Genomic DNA, 24,953 nt, shown 5'->3' with positions numbered 1-24,953 from the left:
AAATTACAAGCGTAATTTCAATTGAAAATTACGGATGTAAACGATGCAGATCAGCGAAGCCGAATCCGCCGTGATGGAAGTGCTATGGCGCGGCCCATCGCCGATGACTTCGGAGGACGTGGTCGCGGCCTTGATGGCCACGCACGATTGGCAAGAGCCGACCATCAAGACCTTGCTCAATCGTTTGCTCAACAAGGGGGCGATCAGTGCCGAGCGCGAAGGGCGCCGGTATCGATATTTCCCTGAGCTCAAGCGCGAGGATTGGCTGAGCGATGAAAGCGACAGTCTGCTGTACCGCCTGTTTGGCGGACGCGTCGCACCTCTGGTGGCGCACTTTTCCGAGCAGCGGAAATTGTCGAAGAAAGACATCGCCGAGTTGCGCAAACTGATCGAGGAGCTGGACGCATGATCGCTGGCAACGCAGTGCTCGAATCCCTTTGGCTGGCCACGTGGACCGGCAGCATCGCGATCATCATCGTGATGCTGCTGCGCGCGCCCGTCCGGCGTCGTTTCGGTGCCGGCATCGCTTATGCGCTGTGGTGGCTGCCGGTCGCGACCTGGCTGGCGCTGTGGCTGCCGGCGCGGGTGATCGAAGTGCCCGTGCAAGCGGGCTCCCCGGCGCTTGATCCTGTCGCGGTGACGACCGTGGCCGGCACGTCCGATCCGTCATTCGACATGAACACCTTGTGGATGCCGATGTGGCTGTTGGGCGTTGGCTTGATGATCGGGATGCTGCTCTGGCAGCAGCGTCGGTTCGAGCGTGCGCTGGGTCGCATGCGGGCGCTGGATGGCGAGCGAAGCGCATGGCAAGCCGAGAGTGCTGCGGGGCTGCCCGCCGTGGTGGGTTTGCTGCGACCGCGCATCATCCTGCCCGCGGACATTGACACGCGCTTTGACGACAAGCAACGCGGCTTGATGCTGGCCCATGAGCGCATCCACCTGCATCGCGGCGATGCGTGGGCGAATGCTTTCACGGCGTTGGTGCGCTGCGTGTTCTGGTTCAATCCGCTGGTGCACATCGCGTCATCACGCATGCGCCATGACCAGGAACTGGCTTGCGATGCGCGCGTCATCGCAGCCTATCCGCATGCACGTCGCGCTTATGGCGAGGCGATGTTGAAAAACGCCAATCCGTCCCTGATGGTACCGCTCGGCTGCCATTGGGGCATCACGCATCCCATGAAGGAGAGAGTCATGTTGCTCAAGAATGCGATTCCATCGCGCGGCACGCGGATGACCGGTGCACTGCTGGTCGGGGTGGCGGCGATTGCCGTTGCCGCGGCTGCTTGGGCCGCGATGCCGCCGCGCCAGATGCAACGAAGCAGCGAAGTCATCGTGAAGTCCGAAGGGCGCGATTTCCAGGCCAGTTTCGACATCGCCATGGATGGGGGGCCGTCTGAAGACGTACTGGTGGTGGGTCGTTACGGCGAACCCTTCACCGTGCGCATCGCCGATAGCGAAACCGGCTCCTTCGAGCTGGAAGGAACGGTGACCCAGGCCAGCGCAAACGGTGCGCCGGCGTACCGAATCGAAGCGCGGCTGCAACGTGACGGCAAGTCGGTCGGCAACCCCGTGATGGTGGTGGGTGCGGGCAAGCAAGCGCGCATCAAGTTGGGGGATGAAGCGGCCAATGGAAAGTTCGCCGGTGTCGATGTCAACGTGCAGATCGGCGATGTGGATCCTGCCGCGTTACAGGCCCGTGATCAGGCGGAGATGGCGCGGCATCAAGTGGAGCGCACGCGGGTGATGACGCATCAGGCCCATGCCAGTGCAGCAGCCGAAGCCGAGAAAGCCGCAGCAGAGGCACGACTGGCTGCAGACGAGGCAGCGCGCGCGGCTGATGAGGCCTCCGGCATGTCGGCCGTGGAAGCGAGGGCAGCAGCAGAGGCGGCGCGTGAGGCGGCCAACGAAGCCGCAGAGGCAGCGAGTGAGGCAGCCGCCGATGCAGCACAGGCGGCCGCCGAAGCAGCGGTGATGGCCGACGAAGCACGCATCGAGCGCAGGGTGATTCGAAAGACGTATCCGGCGCCGCCGGCACCACCGCAGCCGCCGACCGCAGCCATGGCGCCCCGCGCACCTGCAGCTCCGCCGCCGCCACGCGCGCCTGGTGTGCCAGCCATGCCTCGTGCGCCGAAAGCGCCGCCGGCACCCGCCACGCACCCTGCTCCGCCAGCCCCTTGGGTGGCATCAGGCAAGGCATCACTGCATATCGAGCGTGAGGTTCGCAATGGTGCTGCGCCATCCACGGTAGCGAAGGCCGTCACGGTCGCCAGCCATGCGCAGGCAGTGGCGGCGGGCGGTCGCGTCCTCACGTCGGATCAGGCAGCTTCGCTGGGGCTGGAGCCGGGTTATCGCTGGGTCGACATGCAATCGCTGATCAGCGGCCACGCGTCGGCCTCGCTCAGGATCGAATCCGCCATCGTCACCACCGACAAGGACGGCGAGACACCGCGCTACATCGGTTACATCCGCTGAATCTGACTGAGCGCCCACGCGAGCAGCCGGGCGTGCAGCCATTCGCTGAATCCCTTGGGTGATGCCAGGCCCATTCGCTCGATGGCTGCCATGTCGTGGGTGTTGGCGGCTGCAAGCAGGGCGGCTGAGACGGTGCGCAACTTCCCGGAGGTGCTTGCGGTTGCCGACTTCAGCTTTCCCAAGGCGCTGACTAACCGGGTTTCGACATCGGTGAAGTCATTGCCGAGCGGGTAGTCCGGGAGTGAGCCATCCGCGCGATGGCGAGCCAGCTTCTGTTTCAATGCCGGCGTCGTGTTTTCGCGCCAATCCGTCGGTATCGAAAAGCCCTTGGCCAACTTTCCATTGCGCTTGGCGGTATCGATCAGCCCATGTTGATCACGCGCATCGGCGATGCTGCACATCGCCTTGATGACATCTTCGTCGGTCAGTCCGCGTACATCGGCAATGCCGTATTCGGTGATGTAGATGTCGCGCAAGTGGCGCGGGATGGTGGTGTGGCCGTAGTCCCAGACAATGTTGCCGGTGGTCTTGCCGTTGGCCTCTCGATTCGCTCTCAACATCAACACGGAGCGACCATCGTCGAGCTCGTGTGCCATCGCGACGAAGTTGTACTGGCCACCCACGCCTGAAACCACGCGACCATCGTCGAGTGCATCGGAGGTGGCGGCACCCAGTGCGCTGGCCATCATGCAAGTGTTGAAGAAACGGCCTTCGCGCCGTTGCAGTCGTTCCAGTGCCTCGCTGTCTCGGCTGAGCGCGTTGATCTCGCTGATCGGACGCATGTCGATGGCACGCGCGGCGCCGGCATCCATGTTGCGCAGCCAGTCGTAGAAATCCGGCGAGCCCAGATAGAACGCGCCGCGCAGGCTATTGCCATCGCGTGACAAGGTGTGCAGGTCGTCGATGCCGGCATCGCCGTCGACGACGCGACGCATCAATGGCAGGTCATCGACTACCTTCCGCTTGAGTACGCCGCGCTCGGCGAGTACGCGAAAACCCTCGTTGATCATTTCACTGCAACCGTAGAGGCCATGCTCGAAAGGCGCGAGCCCACCCCATCGTTTCACCAGTGGATGTTGTTCGATGTCGGGATCCAGCGTGCGCAGCACTTCGCGATACTTCGCATTGTCCGTGTGGCGAAGCACCAAGGCATGCGAGAGCGCATCCGCCAACGCACCGATGCCGATCTGCAGCGTGCCGCCATCCTTCACCAAGGTGCTGGCGTACAAGCCGATGGCATGGTCGATGTCGCCCACCGGCTGCCGCGGCAAGGCGAACAGCTTGGGATGCGGGGCCGATGGCTGCACCACGATGTCGAAGAAGCCGTCATCGACCAGCGCACTGCCGCCGAGCCAGGGCAGCATCGGGTCGATTTCCGCGACCATCAAGGGGCGCGGCAGGCCTGCGCGCGCAATGGCAGCGAGAGTATCGGTGGTGAGATCGGTGTTGGATGACAGTGACAAACGCGGGTCGCCCGCGCGCGATGCCACCCGCTGCACGATGCAGTTGACCTGCCGATCCGCCAACGCATCGGCGACATAGGTGTAGTTGAGACTGGCATAGCGGCGTTGCGCTTGGGCGGAGCCGAGCAAGGCGCCGGATTGGAAATAGAACTCCTCGACATCGATATGCGATGGCAAGGCATCGCGCTTCATGGCCGCCACGTAATGCAGCCGAGGGTAGTCGTCGCCATACAGCCGCTCGACGAACGGGCCGAGAAAGCGCTTCTCCAGCAAGCTGCCACCTGTTGGCGGCTCCAGCGAAAGGGCGGTGTATAGCTGCAGCCTGCGATCAGGTTGGTCGACGCAGGTCTCGTAGAGGCGGTTCAACAGTCGGTTGGGTTTGCCAAGGCCCAGTGGCGTGGCGATACGCAGCTCGCCATCGATCCGGGCAAGGATGTCGGCGACCGCTTGTTGCAGTGGGACGTGACTATCAGCGCGCATGTCCAGAGGATACGCGCGCAGACGTCAAGACGCCTCGTTGCCTTGTGCCATCAGCCGCGATGCAGCAAGCGGGCAAGCTGCGAACCCACCAGCATCGCCACCACGAAAATGACGGCCTCGGCTGTCTGCGTCAGGTTGGCCAGCGCAGGCCCCGGGCAATAACCGGCGATGCCCCAGCCCATGCCAAACAGCGCGCTGCCCAGCAGCAGGCGGCCATCGGCTTTCCTGGATGATGTATCTGAGAGGTCATCGCGGCAGAACGAAACCCGGCGAGCACGTGTCCACGCAAAGCCGGGCACGGACACCAGCAGCGCGCCGCCCATCACCAAGGCCAATGACGGATCCCATCGTCCGCTGATGTCGAGAAAGTTCAGCACCTTGTCGGGGTTGGTCATGCCGGAGAGCGCCAATCCCAGGCCGAACAGCATGCCCGCGATCAATGCGATGACGATGCGCTTCATGCCAGCACCGCCAGCACGTGTCGCAGCACGTAAACAGTGGCGATGCCGCTTGCCATGAACGCCAGCACCGCCAAGAGCGATCGCATCGACAAGCGCGCCAGGCCGCAGATGCCGTGGCCACTGGTGCAGCCATTGCCCAGGCGCGTGCCGAAGCCAACCAAGAGACCCGCGGCGATGAGCCACGGCAACGGGAAACTGCCACGTGGCGATGCGCCCGACAGGGATAGCCACACGCCTGCTGCAAGCATGAGCCCCGCGATGAAAGCCGCTCGCCAGCCACGACCTTCGCGCTGTTCCAATGCGGTGTTGACGATGCCGCTCATGCCGGCTATGCGCCCGATGCCCGCATACAAGCATGTGGCAGCGAGCCCGATCAGTGCGCCGCCGATCAAGGCCGTGGCGGGAGTGAAGGCGGTTTCCATGGCGTCAAAGTTGGTCGATGGGAAGTTTGAGGTAACGCACGCCGTTGCCTTCCGCGTCGGGCAGCTCGCCCGCGCGGATGTTGACCTGCACGGCGGGCAGGATCAGCTTGGGCATGTCCAGCGTGGCATCGCGTGCTTCGCGCTGCGGCACGAATTCGGCTTCGGGCGTGTCGGTGCGGACATGGATGTTGCCGTGCTTCTCGTCGCCGATGCTGGTTTCGCAGCGATGTTCGCGCCCACCGGGGGCATAGTCGTGGCAGACGAACACGCGCGTGGCATCGGGCAGGGCATAGAGACGCTGTATCGAGCGGTATAGCGTCGCCGCGCTGCCCCCGGGAAAGTCGCAGCGTGCAGTGCCGCCATCGGGCATGAACAGCGAATCGCCGACGAATAGCGCATCACCGATCAGGAAGGCATTGCTGTCGCTGGTGTGGCCTGGCACGGCGATGACCTGGGCTTCGAGACCGCCGATGTCGAAGCGTTCGCCATCGCGAAACAGATGGTCGAATTGCGAGCCATCGATCGGGAAGTGCTTGCCGAGATTGAAGATGGGGCGGAAATGCTTCTGTACCGTGGCAATGCCTTCGCCGATGCCGATGCGTGCACGGGGGAAGCGCTTGGTGCGCAACCAGTGCGCAGCGCTGAGGTGATCCGCGTGCGCGTGGGTTTCCAGCAGCCACGCCACCTGCAAGGAATGCGCGTCGATGTAATCGACCATCGCCTCCGCACTCGCGGTGCCGGTGCGCCCGGATGCGACATCGAAATCCAGCACCGGGTCGATGATGGCGGCCGTGGAGGTGTCGGGATCGCGCACGACATGACTCCAGGTGGAACTGTCGGCGTGGAAAAACGACTGGACGATCGGTGAAGTACTCATTGCATCCCCTCAAGCAAAATGCGTCCGTGGACAGGTTCAGTCTGCGCAGTAGATGTCGTGCAGGGTCTTCAGGATGTCGCGCGCCGGTCCTTCGGCCAGTGCGTAATGGATGGTTTGCGACTCGCGCCGCGTCGTGACCAGCCCGTCTTCGCGGAGCAGTGCCAGATGTTGCGACAACGCGGATTGGCTGAGATCCACCCGTGCATTCAATTCGCCCACGGAACATTCGCCCTCGACCAGCTGGCAAAGCAGCAGGAGACGCTTCTCGTTGGCGAGCGCTTTCAGCATGCGTGCGGCGTCGCTGACGTGCCGGCGCATCAGGTTTGAGTCAGGCAGTTTTTTTGCGGCAAGTCCATGCATTGACATAAATATAAGAAAAATCTAATATTAAGACAAGCGCGAATGTTCGCACGCTGCACGAGGTTGGATGATGCAAGTCCCGAAGCCTTGGATGACCGGCTTGCTGTCGATGGCGGCCGTGGCCTGTGCACCCGCGCACAAGCAAGCGTTAGCGCCCGAAGCCACGGAGGCGCAGGCGCTCAGCGTCACGCTGCTTCAGCCGCGCGAACATCTCTACAGCGCGGGGCAGCCGGCAGCGTCCGATTGGCACGAAATCGCCGCGCGCGGCGTGACCACGGTCGTCAACCTGCGCCCGGCCGATGAAATGCAGGAGCGCGACGAAGCATCGGAAGTGCGCGCTGCCGGGATGCGCTATATCCAGATACCGGTCGCCAATGGCGCGGCCATCACGCCGGACAACGCGCGCAAGCTGAGCGAGGCGATCGGCAGCGCGAACGGTGCTCCCGTGTTGGTGCATTGCGCGTCGGCCAACCGCGCCGGCGCATTGCTGGCACTGATGGCCGCAGAGGCGGAAGGCATGGCGGATGACGCCGCATTGGCGTTCGGGCGCAAAGCCGGGATGAAGAGCACCGAAGCGCGCGTGCTCGAGGTGTTGTCAGTCGATTAACGCGCCAGCGACGCGTTCAACAATTGCGCCAATCGCGCCCCCGCACGACGCATTTGGGTGTCGGCCACCGGCGTCCACAGAGGGAAGTAGCTGGCATCTAGCCTGGGCCTGGTGGGGTAGAAGCCGGGTTGCATCACGATGGCGCAGCTGTCCCGCGCCCAGGATGCCGCTGCGGGCGGAATCGGGTCGCGCGCCAGGGCGACGGCCAAGGGCATCGCATTCAATGCATCGATATAGGCATCGTCTGACAGGCGTTGCTGGAACAACATGCGGCTGTCCCACACCGCGTGCAGATTGGTCCCGAAGCCCGTATCGTTTACTTGGATGTCGTTGCCGCCACGGTCACGTGCGTACCCGGCATGCAGGGGTTGATGCACGTCGCCCACGAAATGCACGATGAACTTCAAGGCATTTCTGCGGGCAAGCAAGGATTGGTGGCGGTCCTTCAGTATCGCGGCCTGCTTGCGGATGGCTTCGACGACGCAATCCCCGTTCTTGCAATCGCGTTTGGCGATGTATTCGCAACCATGCTCGCCGAGGTTGACGAAATGCCAGCGTGCGGTGCGGCGATAGAGGACCGGGTCGTGGTCACGGATGTCATCCGCCCAGTTGGCGATGCCGGCAAGCGTGGGGTCCGCCTCGCCGATGAGCAGGCGATTGATTTCACGGCGTGCCGCAGGGCTGAGCTCTGCATCGGCCAATCGGGCCACAAGCCGGTGGCCCTGTGGGCCCCAGGCCGCAGCGGGCAGGGAAATCGCGGCCATGAAAAGCAGCAGGGCGAGCCGCGGCAGGAGTGGAGTCATGGGGTTGTTCATGCCCACAGCATAGTCGCCTGGCGGTGGGCATCGCGTCGGACAATGCCCAGGTCAGGCCCGGCAATCCATGATTCGCTAGAATACGCGTCTTTCCACGCCCCATTCTCGTAAGGAGCAGGCAATGGCCATCAAGGTCGGTATCAATGGGTTCGGTCGCATCGGCCGCAACGTCTTCCGCTCGGCGTTCCAGAACTTTGGCGACGACATCGAGATCGTCGGCATCAACGACCTGCTGGAGCCGGAATACCTGGCCTATATGCTGAAGTACGACAGCGTGCATGGCCGCTTCGACCGCGAAGTCTCCGTGGACGGCCATACGCTCATCGTCGATGGCAAGAAGATTCGCCTGACCCAGGAGCGCGACCCGGCCAACCTGAAGTGGGATGAGGTCGGCGCTGAAGTGGTGCTGGAATCGACCGGCCTCTTCCTCGACAAAGCCAGCGCACAGAAGCATCTGGATGCCGGCGCGAAGAAAGTCATCCTGTCCGCGCCGAGCAAGGACGACACGCCGATGTTCGTGTACGGCGTCAACAGCGACAAGTACGCGGGCGAGGTGATCATCTCGAATGCTTCCTGCACCACCAACTGTCTGGCCCCGATCGCCAAGGTGCTGAACGACAAGTGGGGCATCAAGCGCGGCCTGATGACCACCGTGCACGCAGCCACCGCCACGCAGAAGACCGTCGATGGTCCGAGCAACAAGGACTGGCGCGGCGGCCGCGGCATCTTGGAGAACATCATCCCGTCGTCTACCGGTGCGGCCAAGGCCGTGGGTGTCGTGCTGCCGGAACTCAAGGGCAAGCTCACCGGCATGTCCTTCCGCGTGCCGACCAGCGACGTGTCCGTGGTTGACCTGACCGTGGAGCTCGACAAACCCGCTACCTATGCCGAGATCTGCGCCGAAATGAAGGCGCAGAGCGAAGGCGCGATGAAGGGCGTGCTGGGCTATACCGAGGACAAGGTGGTCGCCACCGATTTCCGCGGCGATGCACGCACCTCGATCTTCGATGTCGATGCCGGCATCCAGCTGGACGACACTTTCGTCAAGCTGGTCAGCTGGTACGACAACGAGTGGGGCTACAGCAACAAGTGCCTTGAAATGGTCAAGGTTGTCGCGGCCAAGTAAGCCGCATCGACCAGGCCAGACGAAAGCCCCGCCTCGTGCGGGGCTTTTTCGTTGTCGGGCAGTCGAATCACCGGGCGCGGTACAGTGGCGCATCCAAGAAAGGGACAGGCGATGGAAGGCTTGCTCATGCTGTTGGCGCTCGCCGTGTTGGCGGTGCCGGTGTTATTGGTGATCGCGTTGACGTCGATCAGTGGATTGAAGCGACGGGTGACCGAGTTGGAAAGCCAGATCGTCGGCTTGATGACGGAAGCACGGCAGCAAGGTCGCGATGAAGGCTTGGATGCCTCATCGCCCAGTCCACCTGTTGCGCCGCGCGTCGATGTGCCGGCCGAAAAGCTTGTGCCGCCACTGGCTGAGGTGCCCCCTGCTGCCGCGCAGCCGCCGCCGATCCCGGCATCGCCCGCACAATCGCAGCCAGTGAAGGCCGAGTTGCCCGAGTCCTGGCAGCGCCCAGCACCCGCAGCAGCATCGCGCAAGACGGCTGTCGAAGACCGCATGCAAGTGCTGGGCCGTCGTCTGCGTCAATGGTTCAGCACCGGTAACGTGCCGGTGAAGGTGGGCATGTTGGTATCGCTGGTAGGCGTGGGATCCTTGCTCAAGTACGCCAGCGATCAGGGTTGGCTGCGTATGCCGATCGAGTTGCGCTTGGCGGGCATTGCGCTGGTCGCGATGGCGGGCTTGGTGTTCGGCTGGCGGCAACGCGGTGACAAGCCCGCATTTGCGCGGGCGCTGCAAGGCGGTGCCATTGGCGTACTGCTGTTGGTGGTGTTCGCTGCAGCGCGGATGTATGGGCTTATTCCGACCGGCCTCGCCTTCGGCATCAGCGTGTTGCTGATCGCTGGCATGGGCGTGTTGGCCGTACTGCAGGATTCGCGCACGTTGGCGGTGCTGGGCGTATTGGCGGGCTTCCTCGCGCCGATCTGGTTGTCCGATGGCAGCGGCAGCCATGTCGCCTTGTTCTCGTACTACGCCTTGCTCAATCTTGCGATCTTTGGCGTGGCCTGGGTCAAGCCGTGGCGCATCCTGTTCCTGCTCGGCTTTGTCTTCACTTGGGGCATTGGCATTGCGTGGGGCGTGTTGAAGTATCGGCCCGAGTTGCTCAGCAGCACGCAACCCTTCCTGTTGCTGTTCTTCGTCATCTACTTGTTGATCCCGGTTTTGCATGCGCGTCGTCGCGCACCTCGCTTGCGTGATCCCATTGATGGGTGTCTGTTGTTCGGCACGCCGCTCGTTGCTTTCTCGGCGCAAGCGGGATTGATGCCGGATCGCCCGATGGCACTGGCGTTCTGCGCCGTCGCACTGGCGGTGATCTACCTTGCATTGGCGTGGTGGGAACGCGGTCGCGAGCGGTTCTCGGCCTTGTTCGAGGCGCACGCCCTGCTGGCCGTGGGTTTTGCCACGTTGTCGGTACCCCTGGCATTCTCGGCGCGTGTCACCGCTGCCGTGTTCGCTCTGGAAGGCGCGGCCTTGGTGATGTTTGGTCTGCGCCAATCACGCCGCGTGCCGCTGTGGACGGGCGGAGGTCTGCAAGTCGCAGCAGCGCTTGCTTATGTCCTCGCGAATGGCAACGCATTGGTCGGGGTCAATGGGGCTTCCGCCATGCATGGCATTGCAGAAGCGCTCCGACCTGTCCTCAATGGCATGTACATGAGCGGCCTGATCATCGCTATCGGCGGCTTCGCCAGCGCATGGGCCTTGTGGCGCTCGAAGCATGGCCAGCTGGCCGCCGTGGCATTGGCCTGGGGTCTGGCGTGGTGGTTGGGCGGCAACCTCATCGAGATCGATCGCTTCGCTATCCGCCTGCATCACCCCGACTGGTGGTTGCTGCTGGCTGCGGTAACGGCATGGGCCAGCGCCGAGGTTGCGCGCATGGAAAAGGCACCGATGCTGGAAAGCATCGCGGTGGCCGCGCTTGCATCGGCATTACCCATCGCGCTTTGGCAAAGCGGTATGCACGCGCATCCGTTCGCGGGCATGGGTGGGCTTGCTTGGGCGGTGTACTTGGTTCTGGGTATTCGCAGCCTGGCCTGCTTGCGCCAAGGCAGCAGCAAGATCGCCAGCTGGGCGCAATGGATTTGGTGGCTAGTCTGGCCGCTGGTGTTGTCCTTGTTGGGTCAGTACCTGGCGCAGCGTTTTGGACTGGCGCAGGGTTGGCGTTATGCCGCCGTGCTACTGCCGTGGCTGGCGGCGTCAGTGGTGCTGTCCTTCCGGCCGGATTGGCTGAGTGGCCGACGTGCGCAATGGGTGGATGTCGCATCGTGGCGTCCGCGATTGGCCAAGACTTACGTCGTATTGCTGGGGCTGGCGTTCTCGCTTGGCCTCTTCGTGCGTGGCGATGCATCGCCACTGCCTTGGTTGCCGCTGATCAATCCGTTGGAGCTGAGTCAACTGGCCATCTTGCTGCTCGGTATTCGTTGGCTGGCGAAAGGTGGGCTGCTGGATGTGCGCGGCCAACGCGCGCTGGTCATTGGCCTGGTGGCACTGGCTTGGGTCAGCAGTGTGGCCCTGCGCGCCGTGCATTTTTGGGGCGGTGTGCCCTGGGATGAAGCGTTGTTGTCCAGCTCGCTGGCGCAAACCACGCTCACGGTGTTGTGGAGTGTGTTGGGCGTGATCGGCTGGGTCATCGGTTCGCGCCGCGGGCATCGTGGTTTGTGGCTGGCGGCCGCAGTGCTGATGGCCGTGGTCCTCGCCAAACTGGTCTTGGTTGACCGACAGCATCTGGGCAATCTGCTCGGCATTGGCTCGTTCATCGCGTACGGTTTGCTGTGTACGGTGGTGGGCTATCTCGCGCCCGCGCCGCCGCGCGCCAGGGAGTAAACATCGTCATGACATCGCCCAAGCTTCGCGCTCTTTGCTTGCTGCCCGTATTGGGTTTGACCGTGGCTGCGGCTGGCTGGCTGCGGCAATGGCCTGTCACCTTGTCTGAGCCGGATGCAGGTGCTTATCGCATCGAACTCACCGAGCCGGTGTATCACACGGCCGTCAACCCCGATTTGCGCGATGTCACGGTGGTTGATGTGGATGGTCAGCCGGTGCCGACGATGGTATTCGACGTGGATGCGCCTGTGGCAAGCAAGGCCGAGCGCATTGAGATGCCGTGGTTCGTCTTGCCCAACGGTGCGCAGTTTCCCAGTCAGCAGATCCGCGTCATCAGCCAGCAGAGCAGTGAGGGTCGCGTGTTGCGCCTAGAAGCACGCGAGGGTGTAAGTCCGTCTCACGCGGCGGAGAGCTGGTTGGTGGATGCCAGCGCGCTTCGTTCGGCAGTAACGGCGCTTCACCTGTCACTTGCGGCCGATGCGCAAGTCGAAGCACGGTTCCGCGTGGAAGGCAGCGACGATCTTGCAAGCTGGCGCTTGCTCACCACCGATGCGAACGTGCTGCAATTGGCTCGTGGTGGTCGCGTGTTAAGCCAATTGCGCATACCGCTGGACAATGCCGCGCGCTATCTCCGTTTGACGCAAACAAGCGGGGATGCCGTTCCGGTCGCCGCGATCTTTGCCGAGACCACGCCAGCCGCCAAGGTCCGCTCGCCGGATTCACGGGATTTTTCGCCATCTGTGGTGGCAGCTGATCGCCGTTCGTTCGAATTCTTGGTCGACGGGTTGCAACCATTCGATCAGGCGGACGTTGTTTTGCCGGGCAACAGCGCCGTGACCTGGCGGCTGGAAAGCCGCGACAACGCCGAGTCGCCATGGCAGCTGCGCGCTGGACCGTGGGCGCAGTACCGCATCGGTGATACACAACGCTCGCGCGCGCAATTGCTGGTGCCGATTCGCCAACGCTATTGGCGTCTGGTATCCGATGTAGCGGTGGTCGAGACCCCCAAGCTGCGATTGTCATGGTTGCCGGAAGTGCTGGTCTTTGTCGCATCGGGCAAGCCGCCCTATCGCTTGGTCGCGGGCAGTGCGCAGCAACTTCGGCAGGATGCACCCATCGCCGACTTGCTGGCAGATATTCGTGGCGAACGTGGTGTGGGCTGGCAACCAGCATCCGCGCGTATCGAAGGCCCGGGTGAGATGAGCGATCCGGCAGCGCTGAGCGCCCCGCGGGATTGGAAAAATTACGCGCTCTGGGGCGTGTTGCTGCTGGCTGCCTTGGTAGTGGTCGGATTCGCCGTTTCACTCTTGCGCGCAAATGCAGCCCGTGATGACAAGGATCAAGACGCGCCCACCGGCGGCGGCTGACAATGCAGCGATGAGCGATGCCCTGCCCGAAACCACCCTGACCCGCGAAGACATCGTGCGTTTGGTCGATGTCTTCTATGACAAGATCCAGGCCGATCCGATCCTTGGCCCGATATTCAATCCGGCGGTGCATGACTGGCCGGAGCACAAGGCGACGCTGGTGAAGTTTTGGTCCTCGGTTGCGCTCGGCACGCGCGAGTATCGCGGCAATCCGATGGCTGCGCATCGCCCGCATCCCATCCTTGGCGAACACTTCGGTCACTGGCTGGCGCTTTGGCGACAAACCGCGCATGAGGTGCTGAACGATGTCGATGCCGAAGAGATGTACGCCTACGCACAGCGAATTGCGCGCAGCTTGAAGTTGGGTTTGGGGCTGGACGGGCGGTGGCATCCGTTGCCGATGCACCCCGGGCCTTGATCACGTCCCGGGTTTGAACCAAGCCGCCGCGCGGCGGACAATAGGCGATTCTTTGCAGCCTTGGAGCGCCCGCGCATGTCCATTCTCCGCATGACCGACCTCGATCTTTCGGGCAAACGTGTCCTGATCCGGCAAGACCTGAACGTGCCTGTCGCGGAGGGCAAGGTGACGTCCGACCAACGCATCACCGCCTCGATCCCCACGCTGAAGGCCGCGCTGGAGGCCGGTGCCGCGGTGATGGTGATGTCGCATCTGGGCCGGCCGACAGAAGGCGAATGGAGCGAGGCGAATTCGCTGGCGCCAGTGGCCGCACGCCTGTCTGAGCTGATGGGTCGCGAGATACCACTGGTGAAGGATTACCTTGGTGGCGTCGATGTCGCGCCGGGGCAGATCGTCTTGCTGGAAAACGTGCGCATGAATGTCGGTGAAGGCAAGGACAGCGAAGCGCTGTCAAAGCAGTACGCCGACCTGGCCGATATCTTCGTCATGGATGCGTTCGGGACCGCGCATCGTGCGCAGGCATCGACCCATGGCGTAATCAAATTCGCCAGGCAGGCTGCGGGCGGCCCGCTGTTGATGGCCGAGCTCGATGCGTTGGCCAAGGCGCTCGATAACCCGGCGCGACCTCTGCTCGCCATCGTTGCCGGCAGCAAGGTCAGCACCAAGCTGGAACTGCTCTCGTCACTGGTCAGCAAGGTGGACCAGTTGATCGTCGGTGGCGGCATCGCCAACACCTTCATCGCCGCCATGGGTCATGGCGTCGGCAAGTCGCTGGTCGAGATGGATCTGCTGGATACCGCGAAGAAGATCATGGCCGACGCCCAGGCGCGCGGCGCCGACATCCCGTTGCCGGTGGATGTGGTCGTCGCGCCGGCGTTTGCCGCGGATGCATCTGCCACCGTGAAGTCGGTCGATGCGGTGGGTACGGACGACATGATCCTCGACATCGGCCCTGAGACCGCCAAACAGTACGCGGCACTGATCCAGAAGGCCGGCACCGTGGTCTGGAACGGCCCGGTTGGCGTGTTCGAATTCGACGCCTTCGGTCACGGTACCGAGGCATTGGCCCGCGCCATCGCCGCGTCGCCCGCGTTCTCGATCGCCGGTGGCGGCGACACCCTTGCCGCGGTCGACAAGTATGGCATCGAGAATGAGGTTTCCTACATCTCGACCGGCGGTGGTGCTTTCCTCGAGTTCCTCGAAGGCAAGGAGCTGCCGGCCGTCGCCGCACTGAAGGCGCGCGCCTGATCGATTGCAATCGTATGCGGTGCTGACCGACATGGCGCCGTGCTAGCGTGCGGGAAAAGGAGTGATTGGATGAGTGATTACCGTCGCCGTACCCGTATTCTGGCCACGCTGGGCCCCGCGACCGACGCCCCCGGGGTGCTGGATGCGTTGATCGCCGCTGGCGTGGATTGCGTGCGTCTGAATTTCTCGCACGGCGACCCCGCCTCGCAGGTGCAGCGTGCACACGCCCTGCGTGAAGCTGCGGCGCGCGCGGGTCGCGAGATCGGCATTCTCGCTGACTTGCCTGGCCCCAAAATCCGTGTCGAGCGTTTTGTCGAGGGCAAGGTGGCGTTGCGTGCAGGCGATCGCTTCGATCTGGTCGCACGCGAAAACCCCGAGCCCGGCACCCAGCACGAAGTCGGCGTTAGTTATCTTGGTTTGCCTGACGATGTCATCCCGGGTGACGTGCTCTTGCTTGATGACGGCATGGTGCAGTTGCGTGTGGAATCAGTGGAAGGCGAGCGCATCAAGACCGTCGTCCTGAACGATTCGGTGCTGTCTGATCGCAAGGGTTTGAACAAGCGTGGCGGAGGCCTGTCGTTAGGCGCGATCACTGATCGTGATCGTGAACTGATTGGCGTGGCGGCCTCGATCGGCGTCGATTTCATCGCCGTATCGTTTTGTCGCAATGCCGAGGACATGGAGGATGCACGACGCACCGCGCGCGCGGCAGGCTCAAATGCAGCGCTGGTCTCCAAGATCGAACGGGCGGAAGCGATCGAGAATCTGACCGAAATCGTCGATGCCAGTGACGTGGTGATGGTGGCGCGGGGTGATCTGGGTGTGGAGATCGGCGATGCCGCGCTGCCCGGCCTGCAGAAAAAGATCATCAAGGAGTCGATCGAGCGCAACAAGGTGGTGATCACCGCGACGCAGATGCTGCAATCGATGGTTGACTCACCGATGCCTACACGCGCAGAGGTGCTCGATGTCGCCAACGCCGTCATCGATGGCACCGATGCAGTGATGTTGTCACAGGAAAGCGCGGCGGGTCGTTACCCGGTTCTTGCGGTCGAAGCAATGGCCCGCATCTGCATCGGTGCGGAAAAGCAATTTGATCGCGACACCGACTACGAGCAGGCCCAACGCGGCCTGGAACGCGTCGATCACGCCATCGCCATGGCGACCATGTTCCTGACCGAGCACATCCCGGTATCTGGCATCCTCGCGATGACTGAGTCGGGCGGCACCGCGCGCTATCTGTCGCGATTCCGCTCGCCTGTGCCGATCTACGCCTTCACCCGCCACGCCGATGCACGACGCCGAATGAGCCTGATGCGCGATGTGTTTCCCATCAATTTCGACAGTCGTGGTTTGGGCGCGCGCGATGCAGCGGTGAGTTCAGTGAAGCGCCTGTTCGATGCTGGCGTTCTGATGGAAGGCGAGCGTGTGGTCTTCACCAGTGGCGACACCATGGAGCAGCATGGGGCGACCAATACATTACGTTTGTTGGAAGTAGGCGAGAACGGCGCTGCGCGAGGGCTGGGAAAAATATGAATGCGACATCAGCTTGACCCGCCTCTGGACTAGGCGTTAACTCGGGTGACACCCATTGCAAGGAGCACGTGTCGTGAGACCAGCAGCAATCCTTTTCGCAGCCATGGTGTTGGCATCGGGACAATTGATGGCGCAAAACAATGGTGCGCGCATCGTTGAAGAAGGTGGTTTGGGTAAAAGTTTCGATCTAGCACCGGGGGCGGTGTTGGCAGCGCCGGGTTATCCCCAGACGTACGTCAATACCGGGGATGATGTGTGTATTGCTTTGGGCTACACGGTCAAGCCCGATGGGACCACGAGCGATTTTCGCATCCTCAACGCATGGAGTAGCGATCGCGCCGCCGCCGAGCAGCAAAAACGCTATCTTGAAAGTTTCGCCGGTGCGGCAGCCAATGCGGTGTCGCAATGGCGTTTCGTTCCGAAGGATGCCGAGGTCAGCGGAGCCGTTCAGACGGTCGCGACCATCGCCTTCAAGGGCAGTGGCGCGACGGAAGGCTTGGCGGATCGGTGTCGTATCGCCAGCTTGGCTGTCCATTATGGCCACCGAAAGGCCGACCGGGAGTTTCGTCAGTCCATGGTGGCGCAAGGTAATTACAACGACACGCTGGCCAGCATGCGCGGACAGGCCGCTGCCGTCATGTCGAGATCAGAGCGACGCGGCAGGTAACGATCGGCAGGATGCATCTGCCAGGCATCAAACGCCCCCAAAAGGGGGCGTTGCCACGTCTGGCGGTATAATTCCCGCTTTAAGCCTCCAGCCTGCAGGACAATTCATGAGCATCGAACAACTCGCTGAAACCGCCCGCGCCATGGTCGCCCCGGGCAAGGGCATCATCGCCATCGATGAATCCTCCGGCACCTGCGCCAAACGTTTCGCCGGCGTGGGTATTGAGAACATCGAAGAAAATCGTCGCGCGTACCGCGAGCTGCTGCTTACCACGCCGAAGGCCAACGAATACCTGTCCGGCGCCATCCTGTTCGATGAGACCATCCGCCAGAAAACCAAGGGCGGCGTGCCGTTCGCCAAGTTTATGGCCGATAACGGCATGATCCCGGGTATCAAGGTCGACAAGGGCACCCACCCACTGGCTGGTTTTCCGGGCGAACTGATCACTGAAGGCCTGGATGGCCTGCGTGAGCGTCTGGCCGAGTACTACAAGCTGGGCGCCCGCTTCGCCAAGTGGCGCGCGGTCATCACCATCGGTGAAGACACGCCGTCGGGCACCTGCATCGACTCCAATGCCCATGCGCTGGCCCGTTATGCCGCGCTGTGCCAGGAGCAGGGCCTGGTACCGATGGTTGAGCCGGAAGTGCTGATGGACGGCGACCACGACATCGAGACCTGCTACGAAGTCACTGAAGTGACCCTGCGTTCGCTGTTCGATGCGCTGTATCAGCATAACGTGATGTTGGAAGGCACCATCCTGAAGGCCTCGATGGTCGTTCCGGGCAAGGATTGCCCGGAGCAAGCCAGTGTCGAGGAAGTGGCCGAAGCCACCCTGATGTGCCTCAAGTCCACCGTGCCGGCGATCCTGCCGGGCATCGTGTTCTTGTCCGGCGGCCAGTCGGATGAGGCTGCCACCGCGCACCTCGACGCGATGAACCGCATGGGCCCGAATCCGTGGCCGCTGTCGTTCTCCTATGGCCGCGCGATGCAGCAGGCCGCGCTCAAGTTGTGGGCGCAGGACATGACCGGGAACTGGGATAAGGCGCAGGCCACCGTGTACGACCGCGCCAAGGCTAATGGCCTGGCTGCACTGGGTAAGTGGGAAGGCTAAGTCCCGCCACCTCTGCCTGACGAAAACGCCGGCCTTGTGCCGGCGTTTTTCATGAGCACGAAAAATAGGCTTGCGTGATCCAAGCGTAACGCTTGCGATCGGCTGCGGTTGACAGTGCAGAGCCATGCCCGATGGCACACGGGGCGTTGATCCGGGCTCGCTACAATCATGCATCCCCACGTGCGATGAATGCATGCGCCACGATCATTCCCCGCGGGCTGCCGCCTGCACAGTCCTGTTGTCGTCGCTGCTCGTATTAGGTGCATGCGGTGGCGGCAAAGAGGCAGGCAGCCAAGGTGCTGACCGCAATCAGGCCGTTCCCGTCGGTATCCAATCCGTCCGCCAAGAACGCTGGGTCGATGAGGTGCAGGCGCTCGGCACGGTGAAAGCGCGGGAATCGGTCGAGGTTACCGCCAAGGTCAGTGAAACCGTGCAGCGCGTGCATTTTGAAAGCGGACAACAGGTTGGTCGCGGCGCGGCTCTGGTGACGCTCACCGGTCAGCAGCAGATCGCGGCATTGCGCTCGGCGGAAGCAGCCCTGGCCGAAGCCGAGAAGTTGTACCAGCGTCAGGCGCAATTGGCCTCGCAACAACTCATCGCGCGCGCATCGCTGGATAGCCAGCAAGCCACGCGTGATGCCGCGCGTGCGCAAGTAGCGCAAATCCGTGCGAATTTGTCGGACCGGGTGATCCGCGCGCCGTTTGCCGGCGTGCTGGGCATCCGCCAGGTCAGCCCGGGTGCATTGGTGACGCCGGGCACGGTCATCGCCACACTCGATGATGTCTCGCGCGTATACGTCGATTTTCCCCTGCCGGAGCGCGCGATCGCCGGTGCAGGCGAGGGCCAAGCCGTGACCGCCACGACCACCGCATGGCCGGGACGCAGCTTCGATGGCACGGTATCGACCGTGGCTGCACGCATCGACGAAGGCAGCCGTGCGGCGACGGTGCGCGCCGACTTCCCCAATCCGGATCGCGCCTTGAAGCCGGGCATGTTGATGGAAGTGCGTCTTGCCCGCGGCGAAGCACCTGCGTTGGTGATCCCGGAGATCGCCGTGCAGCAGGTCGGCAGCGAAACCTTCGTCTGGCGCGTGAAGCAAGACGGCAGCATCGAGAAAGCGCAGATTGAAGTCGGTGGTCGCGTCCCCGGCAAGGTGATGGTGGCCAAGGGCCTGGCAGCAGGTGATCGCATCGTCACCGCGGGCGTCGGTAAGTTGAAAGCGGGCGACAAGGTGACCCAGGCGAGCGAAGCCCCGGCAGCTGCGGCGGCGAAAGGATGAAGCTGTCCGATCTCTCGATCCGCCGCCCCGTGCTGGCGGTGGTGATGAGCCTGCTGCTCGTCGTGCTTGGCATCATGGCGTTCACGCGGCTTACCTTGCGCGAATTGCCAGCGATTGATCCGCCCATTGTTTCGGTGGATGTGAACTACCCGGGCGCATCGGCAAGCGTCATCGAAACGCGCATCACCCAGACGATGGAAGATGCGCTCTCGGGTATCGAGGGCATCAACACCATCGAGTCGCGCAGTCGCAACGGCAGCTCCGACATCAGCATCGAATTTCTCGCCACACGCGACATCGAGGCCGCGGCCAATGATGTGCGCAACGCGGTCAGTCGTGTCGCCGACCGCTTGCCCGAAGAAGCCGATCCGCCCGAAATCAGCAAGGTCGAAAGCGACTCCGACGCCATTCTCTGGCTCAACCTGCGCTCGGCCACGATGGATCGCCTGCAGTTGACGGACTACGCCGAACGCTATGTGCTGGATCAACTTTCCAGCTTGCCGGGCGTTGCGCAGGTACGCTTGGGTGGCGGCCAGCGTTATGCGATGCGTGTATGGCTTGATGGTGATGCGTTGGCAGCGCGTGGGCTGACCACGGCCGATGTCGAATCTGCGCTGCGTGCGGAAAACGTCGAGCTGGGTGCAGGTCGTATCGAATCAAAAGATCGCGATTTCATTCTGCGTGTGGCGCGTGACTACACCAGTGACGAAGCTTTCGCGGCCATGCCAATCGGACGTGGCGATGATGGTTACGTGGTGCGACTGGGTGATGTCGCTAAGGTACGCCTCGAATCGGCGGAGCGCCGTTCGTACTACCGCAGTAATGGCGAGGAAGCCGTGGGGCTTGGCATCGTCAAGACATCGACGGCGAACAGCCTGGATGTCGCCAACGAGGCCAAGGTGGCTGCGGAGCGCATCCAGCAAGGTCTGCCGAAAGGTACAGAAATCTATGTCGCCTTCGACAGCACCATGTTTATCGACAGTGCGGTCGAGCGCGTCTACGCGACGCTGATCGAAGCCGTGATTTTGGTGTTGATCGTGATTTGGTTGTTCCTGGGCAGCATGCGCGCGGCCTTGGTGCCCGCGGTGACCGTACCGGTTTGTCTGATCGCCGCGTTCATCGCGCTGTGGGTGTTTGGCTATTCGATCAACTTGCTGACGCTGCTGGCGTTGGTGCTGTGTATCGGCCTGGTGGTGGATGACGCGATCGTGGTGGTGGAGAACATCCAGCGACGTGTCGATTTGGGTGAGCCAGCCTTGGTCGCGGCCAAGCGCGGCACCGCGCAGGTCGCATTCGCTGTGCTCGCGACGACGGCCGTATTGATCGCGGTGTTCCTGCCTGTAGGCTTCCTGCAAGGCAATACTGGGCGATTGTTCCGCGAGTTGTCGGTCGCATTGGCCGCAGCCGTGGCGATCTCTGCTTTCGTCGCGCTGACGCTGACGCCGATGATGGCATCCAAATTACTCAAGCCGCACACCGGGCCACATGCGGTGAAGGAAAACCGCGTCAGCCGCTGGCTAAACACGCGCTTCGACAAGGTAGCGAACCGCTATCGCCGCATCCTGGATCGGCACGTGCATCGCATCGGTTTCTTCGGTGCGGCAATGGTGGTCTGCGTGGTCTGCATGTTTGCGCTGTTCAAGCTCTTGCCGAGCGAGTTGGCGCCTGCGGAAGATCGCGGTTCATTCTTCTTGTCGATGGATGGCCCCGAGGGCGCCGGCTACGACTACACCGTGCAGCGCATGAAACAGGTCGAAGAGATTCTTGCCGGCGAGGTCGGTGAGGATAAGTTGATCGTCCGTGCAAATCCGCGCGTTCCGGGTGGTTGGGGTGCGAGTGAGGAAATGCACACCGGCCGCGCGATCATCTTCCTGCAGGATTGGCGCAAGCGTGATCAGTCGACGGCGGAAGTCGCAGGCGAATTGCAGAAGAAGTTCGCTGGCCTGACCGATGTGCGCGTGCGCACCCAAGTCGGTGGCGGCCTGGTGCGTACGCGTGGGCAGCCGTTTCAAATGGTGCTGGGCGGGCCGGATTACGCCGAGATCGCGCAATGGCGCGACATCCTCCTCGCGAAGATGGAAGAAAACCCGGGCCTGACCGGCCCCGATTCCGACTACAAGGAAACACGGCCGCAGATGCGCGTGATTATCGACAAGACACGCGCTGCTGATCTGGGTGTCACTGCGACGGAAATCGGTCGCGCCCTTGAAACGATGATGGGCGGTAGGCGCGTCACCACCTTCGTGGACAACGGCGAAGAATACGACGTGATGCTGCAAGCCGAGCGCGACGCACGTGCTTCGATCGCCAACCTTGATGCATTACAGGTGCGTGGACGCGATGGCGCGCTGATTCCGCTCGGCAATCTCGTCACGCTGCGCGAAGTCGCCGAGCCGGCCACGTTCAACCGCTTCAATCGCCTGCGTTCGATCACGCTCTCTGCTGGCCTCGCGCCGGGGTATCGTCTGGGTGATGCCGTGGCGTGGGCGCAGGACATCGCGGATAAAGAACTGCCTGATTATGCGCAGATCAGCTGGAAGGGCGAGTCGCGCGAGCTGCAACAGTCGGGTGGCGAAGTATTGCTGACCTTCGCGATGGCGCTTCTGATTGTTTATCTGGCCTTGGCTGCGCAATTCGAAAGCTTCGTCCATCCACTCGTCATCATGCTGACGGTCCCGTTGGGCGTGCTGGGTGCGCTGATAGGTTTGTGGGTCAGTGGTGGCACGCTCAATCTGTTCTCTCAGATCGGTATTGTGATGTTGGTGGGCTTGGCAGCTAAAAATGGCATTTTGATCGTCGAGTTCGCCAATCAATTGCGCGATGCCGGTCGCAGCGTGCACGAGGCGATCGTCGAATCGGCCTCCGTACGTCTGCGCCCCATTTTGATGACGTCCATCGCCACCATCATGGGCGCGGTCCCGCTGGTGTTGGCAGGTGGTCCGGGTTCCGCCAGCCGCGGCACGATTGGCGTGGTGGTGATCTTCGGCCTCGCGTTCTCCACCTTGTTGTCACTCTTCGTGGTACCTGCATTCTATGCGCTGCTCGCACCGCGTACGAAATCGCCGGAGGCTTTGTCGCGCAAGCTCGATGAGCTGGATGCCGAAACGCCACAAGCAGGTGGCCACGCATGACTTCGCCGTGGGATAAAGCACGCACCAAAAGCGTTGCCACGCAAGTGACGCCATCGGTTGAATCGAAGGAATTGCGTCTGTACGGATTCAATGCCGTGCAAGCCGCTTTCGAGCGGCGCCCGCAAGCATTCCGCAAGCTTTATCTTGCCGAGTCGCGTGTCCCGGACCTCAAGGCGATATTGAAGTGGTGCGCGTCAAATCGCATCGGTTATCGCATCGTAGGCGAGGACGATCTGCGCAAGCTGGCCGCCAGCACTCATCACGAAGGTGTTGTGGCCGATGTGTTGCGTGAAGTGCCCATGCGCTTCGATGACTGGTTGGCAGGATTGGGCGATGGCCCGGCGTGCGGGCTGTGGTTGGATGGTGTGGGCAACCCGCATAACCTGGGCGCGATCCTGCGCAGTGCTGCGCACTTTGGGGTGGCGGGTTTGCTGGTGCCTGCGTTGAGTGATTTGCAATTGTCGGGGGCGGCGGCGCGCGTGGCGGAAGGCGGCGCAGAAGCCGTGCCGTGGGTGCAGATGGGCGATGCAATATCGAACACCGATGCCTTGCATCGTGCAGGGTTCGTATTGGCTGCGACCTTGGTCGATGGCGGTGAGGATGTGTTTGCATCTCCGCTTCCGCCACGCCTTATCTACGTGATGGGAGCCGAACAAGCAGGCATGGATCGCGAATTTGCACAGCGTTGCGACCGCCGCGTATCCATTCCAGGCACGGGCGCGGTGGAAAGTCTCAATGTCGCCTCCGCGACGGCCGTGTTGTTGGCTGCCTGGACGAGTCGACGCGAGTAGCTCAGCGTGCCGTCTCGGCCGCTTTTGGCGCGCTACCAAAAGAGTCGCTAGCATTCGCCGCCAGCCAAGCGAAAACCGCGTATGCGGCGACATTTTGCTTCAGCGCCTCCGGATCCACCTTGTCGAGCGTGTCGTCGGGCGTGTGGTGTAGATCGAAGTAGTCAGTGCCGTCTTGTTGCAGTTCCGCCCAGGCCACACCGTTCTGCGCCGAAGCGATCACGTCAGGCCCGGGTCCACCTTCGGTCGCCGGCGTGATGCCAAGTGGCGCCAATGCCGTTTCGATCTGTTTAGCGGCTGCGCTGTCGCGCCCACTTTCACTGAAAGTGATCGCGTAGATGCGACCGGCACCGAAGTCGCTTTCCGCCATGATTTGATGCTTCGCCACCGTTGCGTTGTGTGCCTCGGCATATGCACGGCCACCATGCAGTCCTTGCTCTTCGTTGGCGAAGGCAATTACTCGAATGGTGCGCAACGGGCGCATCGGCTGCTGCTTGATGAGAAGCGCCGCAGCAGTGGTGATCGCGATGCCCGCGCCGTCGTCGATCGCGCCGGTGCCCAAATCCCAAGAGTCCAAGTGACCACCGATGCCCACGACTTCATCGGGCTTGCCGCGGCCGCGGATTTCCGCGATCACGTTCTGCGAGGTGTATTCGCCATCCCATCCACAATCAAGTGCCAGCTTGACCTGCACCGCACCGCGCTTCAACAAGCGCGCCAGTTGATCAGCATCGGGGTTGGAGACAGCGGCGGCGGGCGCAGGCGTCAAGCCTTCGTCATAGCGCGTCATGCCGGTGTGCGGATTGCGATGGTCATCGGTGCCTACCGAACGCATCAGATACGCACTTGCGCCGGCACGGATCGCTGCAGAAGGGCCGCGACTGCGACCACGCGAACCAGGTCCGTAGCCGCTGCCATCCTTCATGCGCTCCATGCGGTAATCGAGGAAGGCGATCTTGCCTGTCAGCGAGCCGGCAGGTGCAGCTTCCAGCTCAGCGAGCGTCGCGAAGCGGACAATCTCGCCCGTGACTATGCCACCGGCGCTGCCGCCCAGCGCAGTCACATGCAACGGTTGTGCGCTGGCGCCGACAATGGCGGCCGACTCACTGCGACGCACCCATTTCGGGAACGTCACCGGCTCGGTCCATACTTTGTCGAAGCCGAGAGCCTTGAACTTCGCGACCATCCAAGTGACGGCGCGTGCATCGGCTTCGCTGCCGGCCACACGCGGGCCTACTTCCGTTGTCAGTGACTCCAGCACATGCCATGCCGTCTCATCGTGCAGGGCTGCTTCTCGCAGGATGTCGGCTTGCTTCATGGCTGCAGCCGATACGCCGTTGTTGCCTTCACTCATGATGGGCGATGTCGCCTGTGCATCGAATGACAACGGGGCGGATAGGGCGAGGGCGGCAGCCAGCGACAACGACAATCGGGCGACATGCATCGGCAGGTTCCAGAAACGACGAAGCCACGAGCATAACGCGCGTGGCTTCGATGCCGCATCC

At 62.6% G+C, this 24,953-nt stretch carries 21 protein-coding genes; 14 read left to right on the top strand and 7 right to left on the bottom strand.

Going from position 1 to position 24,953, the window contains the following annotated elements; genetic code table 11:
• Positions 1–43 precede the first annotated feature (43 nt).
• Together BW989_RS07840 and BW989_RS07835 are read left to right on the top strand one after the other, a co-directional pair.
• Positions 44–409 (top strand): BlaI/MecI/CopY family transcriptional regulator, encoded by a 366-nt coding sequence (locus tag BW989_RS07840; RefSeq protein ID WP_076587043.1) that lies wholly within the window; start codon positions 44–46, stop codon positions 407–409.
• On the top strand, positions 406–2,475 hold the full coding sequence (locus tag BW989_RS07835) for a M56 family metallopeptidase (RefSeq protein WP_076587041.1): 2,070 nt from the start codon (positions 406–408) through the stop codon (positions 2,473–2,475). Before BW989_RS07840 ends, BW989_RS07835 begins: the two co-directional genes overlap by 4 nt.
• Here BW989_RS07835 and BW989_RS07830 read toward each other — a convergent pair.
• Genes BW989_RS07830 through BW989_RS07810 form a run of 5 tightly spaced genes read right to left on the bottom strand, consistent with a single transcriptional unit; the run spans position 2,463 to position 6,496 of the window.
• On the bottom strand, positions 2,463–4,418 hold the full coding sequence (locus BW989_RS07830) for an acetyl-CoA hydrolase/transferase C-terminal domain-containing protein (RefSeq protein WP_076587040.1): 1,956 nt from the start codon (positions 4,416–4,418) through the stop codon (positions 2,463–2,465). The two genes, BW989_RS07835 and BW989_RS07830, sit on opposite strands and share 13 nt — an antisense overlap.
• A 50-nt stretch (positions 4,419–4,468) precedes the next feature.
• Complete coding sequence (locus BW989_RS07825; RefSeq protein WP_076587038.1) at positions 4,469–4,879, bottom strand: YeeE/YedE family protein; 411 nt, start codon at positions 4,877–4,879, stop codon at positions 4,469–4,471.
• Positions 4,876–5,301, bottom strand: coding sequence for a YeeE/YedE family protein (locus tag BW989_RS07820; RefSeq protein ID WP_076587036.1), 426 nt, complete (start codon positions 5,299–5,301; stop codon positions 4,876–4,878). The genes BW989_RS07825 and BW989_RS07820 overlap by 4 nt, the downstream gene beginning before the upstream one ends.
• Positions 5,302–5,305: 4 nt before the next feature.
• Positions 5,306–6,178 carry an MBL fold metallo-hydrolase gene (locus BW989_RS07815; protein WP_076587034.1) on the bottom strand — a complete coding sequence of 291 codons (873 nt, stop codon included), beginning with the start codon at positions 6,176–6,178 and terminating at the stop codon, positions 5,306–5,308.
• Positions 6,179–6,214: 36 nt separating this feature from the next.
• Positions 6,215–6,496 carry an ArsR/SmtB family transcription factor gene (locus BW989_RS07810; protein ID WP_129582867.1) on the bottom strand — a complete coding sequence of 94 codons (282 nt, stop codon included), beginning with the start codon at positions 6,494–6,496 and terminating at the stop codon, positions 6,215–6,217.
• 109 nt (positions 6,497–6,605) lie between these two features.
• On the opposite strand from BW989_RS07810, the gene BW989_RS07805 reads away from it, so the two are divergent.
• Positions 6,606–7,145 carry a protein tyrosine phosphatase family protein gene (locus tag BW989_RS07805; RefSeq protein WP_083688387.1) on the top strand — a complete coding sequence of 180 codons (540 nt, stop codon included), beginning with the start codon at positions 6,606–6,608 and terminating at the stop codon, positions 7,143–7,145.
• Here BW989_RS07805 and BW989_RS07800 read toward each other — a convergent pair.
• Positions 7,142–7,909, bottom strand: a complete 768-nt coding sequence (locus BW989_RS07800) for a S1/P1 nuclease (RefSeq protein ID WP_076587280.1) — start codon at positions 7,907–7,909, stop codon at positions 7,142–7,144. The genes BW989_RS07805 and BW989_RS07800 overlap by 4 nt on opposite strands.
• A 172-nt stretch (positions 7,910–8,081) precedes the next feature.
• Here BW989_RS07800 and gap point away from each other — a divergent pair, with 172 nt between their 5' ends.
• The 11 genes from gap (at position 8,082) to BW989_RS07745 (ending at position 23,451) form a co-directional block, all read left to right on the top strand.
• A complete protein-coding gene (gene gap, locus BW989_RS07795) occupies positions 8,082–9,086 on the top strand; it encodes a type I glyceraldehyde-3-phosphate dehydrogenase (RefSeq protein WP_076587032.1) in 1,005 nt (334 codons plus the stop codon).
• Positions 9,087–9,197: 111 nt separating this feature from the next.
• Positions 9,198–11,903 carry a DUF2339 domain-containing protein gene (locus tag BW989_RS07790; RefSeq protein ID WP_076587030.1) on the top strand — a complete coding sequence of 902 codons (2,706 nt, stop codon included), beginning with the start codon at positions 9,198–9,200 and terminating at the stop codon, positions 11,901–11,903.
• A gap of 8 nt (positions 11,904–11,911) precedes the next feature.
• Positions 11,912–13,270: a DUF3999 family protein gene (locus BW989_RS07785; protein ID WP_076587278.1), complete on the top strand. Its 1,359-nt coding sequence runs from the start codon at positions 11,912–11,914 to the stop codon at positions 13,268–13,270.
• Between the two features lie 10 nt (positions 13,271–13,280).
• A complete protein-coding gene (locus tag BW989_RS07780) occupies positions 13,281–13,688 on the top strand; it encodes a group III truncated hemoglobin (protein WP_076587028.1) in 408 nt (135 codons plus the stop codon).
• A gap of 75 nt (positions 13,689–13,763) precedes the next feature.
• Positions 13,764–14,936, top strand: coding sequence for a phosphoglycerate kinase (locus BW989_RS07775; protein WP_076587026.1), 1,173 nt, complete (start codon positions 13,764–13,766; stop codon positions 14,934–14,936).
• 69 nt (positions 14,937–15,005) lie between these two features.
• A complete protein-coding gene (gene pyk, locus BW989_RS07770; RefSeq protein ID WP_076587024.1) occupies positions 15,006–16,472 on the top strand; it encodes a pyruvate kinase in 1,467 nt (488 codons plus the stop codon).
• Between the two features lie 55 nt (positions 16,473–16,527).
• A complete protein-coding gene (locus BW989_RS07765) occupies positions 16,528–17,139 on the top strand; it encodes an energy transducer TonB (protein ID WP_165688573.1) in 612 nt (203 codons plus the stop codon).
• A 106-nt stretch (positions 17,140–17,245) separates the two neighbouring features.
• Positions 17,246–18,250 carry a class I fructose-bisphosphate aldolase gene (locus tag BW989_RS07760; protein ID WP_076587020.1) on the top strand — a complete coding sequence of 335 codons (1,005 nt, stop codon included), beginning with the start codon at positions 17,246–17,248 and terminating at the stop codon, positions 18,248–18,250.
• 193 nt (positions 18,251–18,443) lie between these two features.
• Positions 18,444–19,529: an efflux RND transporter periplasmic adaptor subunit gene (locus BW989_RS07755; RefSeq protein WP_076587018.1), complete on the top strand. Its 1,086-nt coding sequence runs from the start codon at positions 18,444–18,446 to the stop codon at positions 19,527–19,529.
• A complete protein-coding gene (locus tag BW989_RS07750) occupies positions 19,526–22,660 on the top strand; it encodes an efflux RND transporter permease subunit (RefSeq protein WP_076587016.1) in 3,135 nt (1,044 codons plus the stop codon). The genes BW989_RS07755 and BW989_RS07750 overlap by 4 nt, the downstream gene beginning before the upstream one ends.
• Positions 22,657–23,451: a TrmH family RNA methyltransferase gene (locus tag BW989_RS07745; RefSeq protein ID WP_076587014.1), complete on the top strand. Its 795-nt coding sequence runs from the start codon at positions 22,657–22,659 to the stop codon at positions 23,449–23,451. Before BW989_RS07750 ends, BW989_RS07745 begins: the two co-directional genes overlap by 4 nt.
• Position 23,452: 1 nt before the next feature.
• On the opposite strand, the gene BW989_RS07740 is transcribed toward BW989_RS07745, so the two are convergent.
• The gene (locus tag BW989_RS07740; protein ID WP_076587012.1) at positions 23,453–24,892 is read right to left on the bottom strand and encodes a M20/M25/M40 family metallo-hydrolase; all 1,440 of its coding nucleotides are present in this window, start codon (positions 24,890–24,892) and stop codon (positions 23,453–23,455) included.
• Between the last annotated feature and the right edge of the window lie 61 nt (positions 24,893–24,953).

Source organism: Solilutibacter tolerans (assembly GCF_900155935.1).
Classification (GTDB): Bacteria; Pseudomonadota; Gammaproteobacteria; order Xanthomonadales; family Xanthomonadaceae; genus Solilutibacter; species Solilutibacter tolerans.
The sequence above is the reverse complement of the archived record's forward strand: the minus strand, read 5'-3'. Positions and strand labels throughout refer to the sequence as shown.

Coding starts and splice junctions, on each gene's coding strand:
- BW989_RS07825 (WP_076587038.1), bottom strand. CDS start 4,879: ATGAAGCGCATCGTCATCGCATTGATCGCGGGCATGCTGTTCGGCCTG.
- BW989_RS07780 (WP_076587028.1), top strand. CDS start 13,281: ATGAGCGATGCCCTGCCCGAAACCACCCTGACCCGCGAAGACATCGTG.
- BW989_RS07810 (WP_129582867.1), bottom strand. CDS start 6,496: ATGCGCCGGCACGTCAGCGACGCCGCACGCATGCTGAAAGCGCTCGCC.
- BW989_RS07745 (WP_076587014.1), top strand. CDS start 22,657: ATGACTTCGCCGTGGGATAAAGCACGCACCAAAAGCGTTGCCACGCAA.
- BW989_RS07815 (WP_076587034.1), bottom strand. CDS start 6,178: ATGAGTACTTCACCGATCGTCCAGTCGTTTTTCCACGCCGACAGTTCC.
- gap (WP_076587032.1), top strand. CDS start 8,082: ATGGCCATCAAGGTCGGTATCAATGGGTTCGGTCGCATCGGCCGCAAC.
- BW989_RS07805 (WP_083688387.1), top strand. CDS start 6,606: ATGATGCAAGTCCCGAAGCCTTGGATGACCGGCTTGCTGTCGATGGCG.
- pyk (WP_076587024.1), top strand. CDS start 15,006: ATGAGTGATTACCGTCGCCGTACCCGTATTCTGGCCACGCTGGGCCCC.
- BW989_RS07775 (WP_076587026.1), top strand. CDS start 13,764: ATGTCCATTCTCCGCATGACCGACCTCGATCTTTCGGGCAAACGTGTC.
- BW989_RS07800 (WP_076587280.1), bottom strand. CDS start 7,909: ATGGCCGCGATTTCCCTGCCCGCTGCGGCCTGGGGCCCACAGGGCCAC.
- BW989_RS07790 (WP_076587030.1), top strand. CDS start 9,198: ATGGAAGGCTTGCTCATGCTGTTGGCGCTCGCCGTGTTGGCGGTGCCG.
- BW989_RS07835 (WP_076587041.1), top strand. CDS start 406: ATGATCGCTGGCAACGCAGTGCTCGAATCCCTTTGGCTGGCCACGTGG.
- BW989_RS07740 (WP_076587012.1), bottom strand. CDS start 24,892: ATGCATGTCGCCCGATTGTCGTTGTCGCTGGCTGCCGCCCTCGCCCTA.
- BW989_RS07755 (WP_076587018.1), top strand. CDS start 18,444: ATGCGCCACGATCATTCCCCGCGGGCTGCCGCCTGCACAGTCCTGTTG.
- BW989_RS07820 (WP_076587036.1), bottom strand. CDS start 5,301: ATGGAAACCGCCTTCACTCCCGCCACGGCCTTGATCGGCGGCGCACTG.
- BW989_RS07785 (WP_076587278.1), top strand. CDS start 11,912: ATGACATCGCCCAAGCTTCGCGCTCTTTGCTTGCTGCCCGTATTGGGT.
- BW989_RS07760 (WP_076587020.1), top strand. CDS start 17,246: ATGAGCATCGAACAACTCGCTGAAACCGCCCGCGCCATGGTCGCCCCG.
- BW989_RS07830 (WP_076587040.1), bottom strand. CDS start 4,418: ATGCGCGCTGATAGTCACGTCCCACTGCAACAAGCGGTCGCCGACATC.
- BW989_RS07840 (WP_076587043.1), top strand. CDS start 44: ATGCAGATCAGCGAAGCCGAATCCGCCGTGATGGAAGTGCTATGGCGC.
- BW989_RS07750 (WP_076587016.1), top strand. CDS start 19,526: ATGAAGCTGTCCGATCTCTCGATCCGCCGCCCCGTGCTGGCGGTGGTG.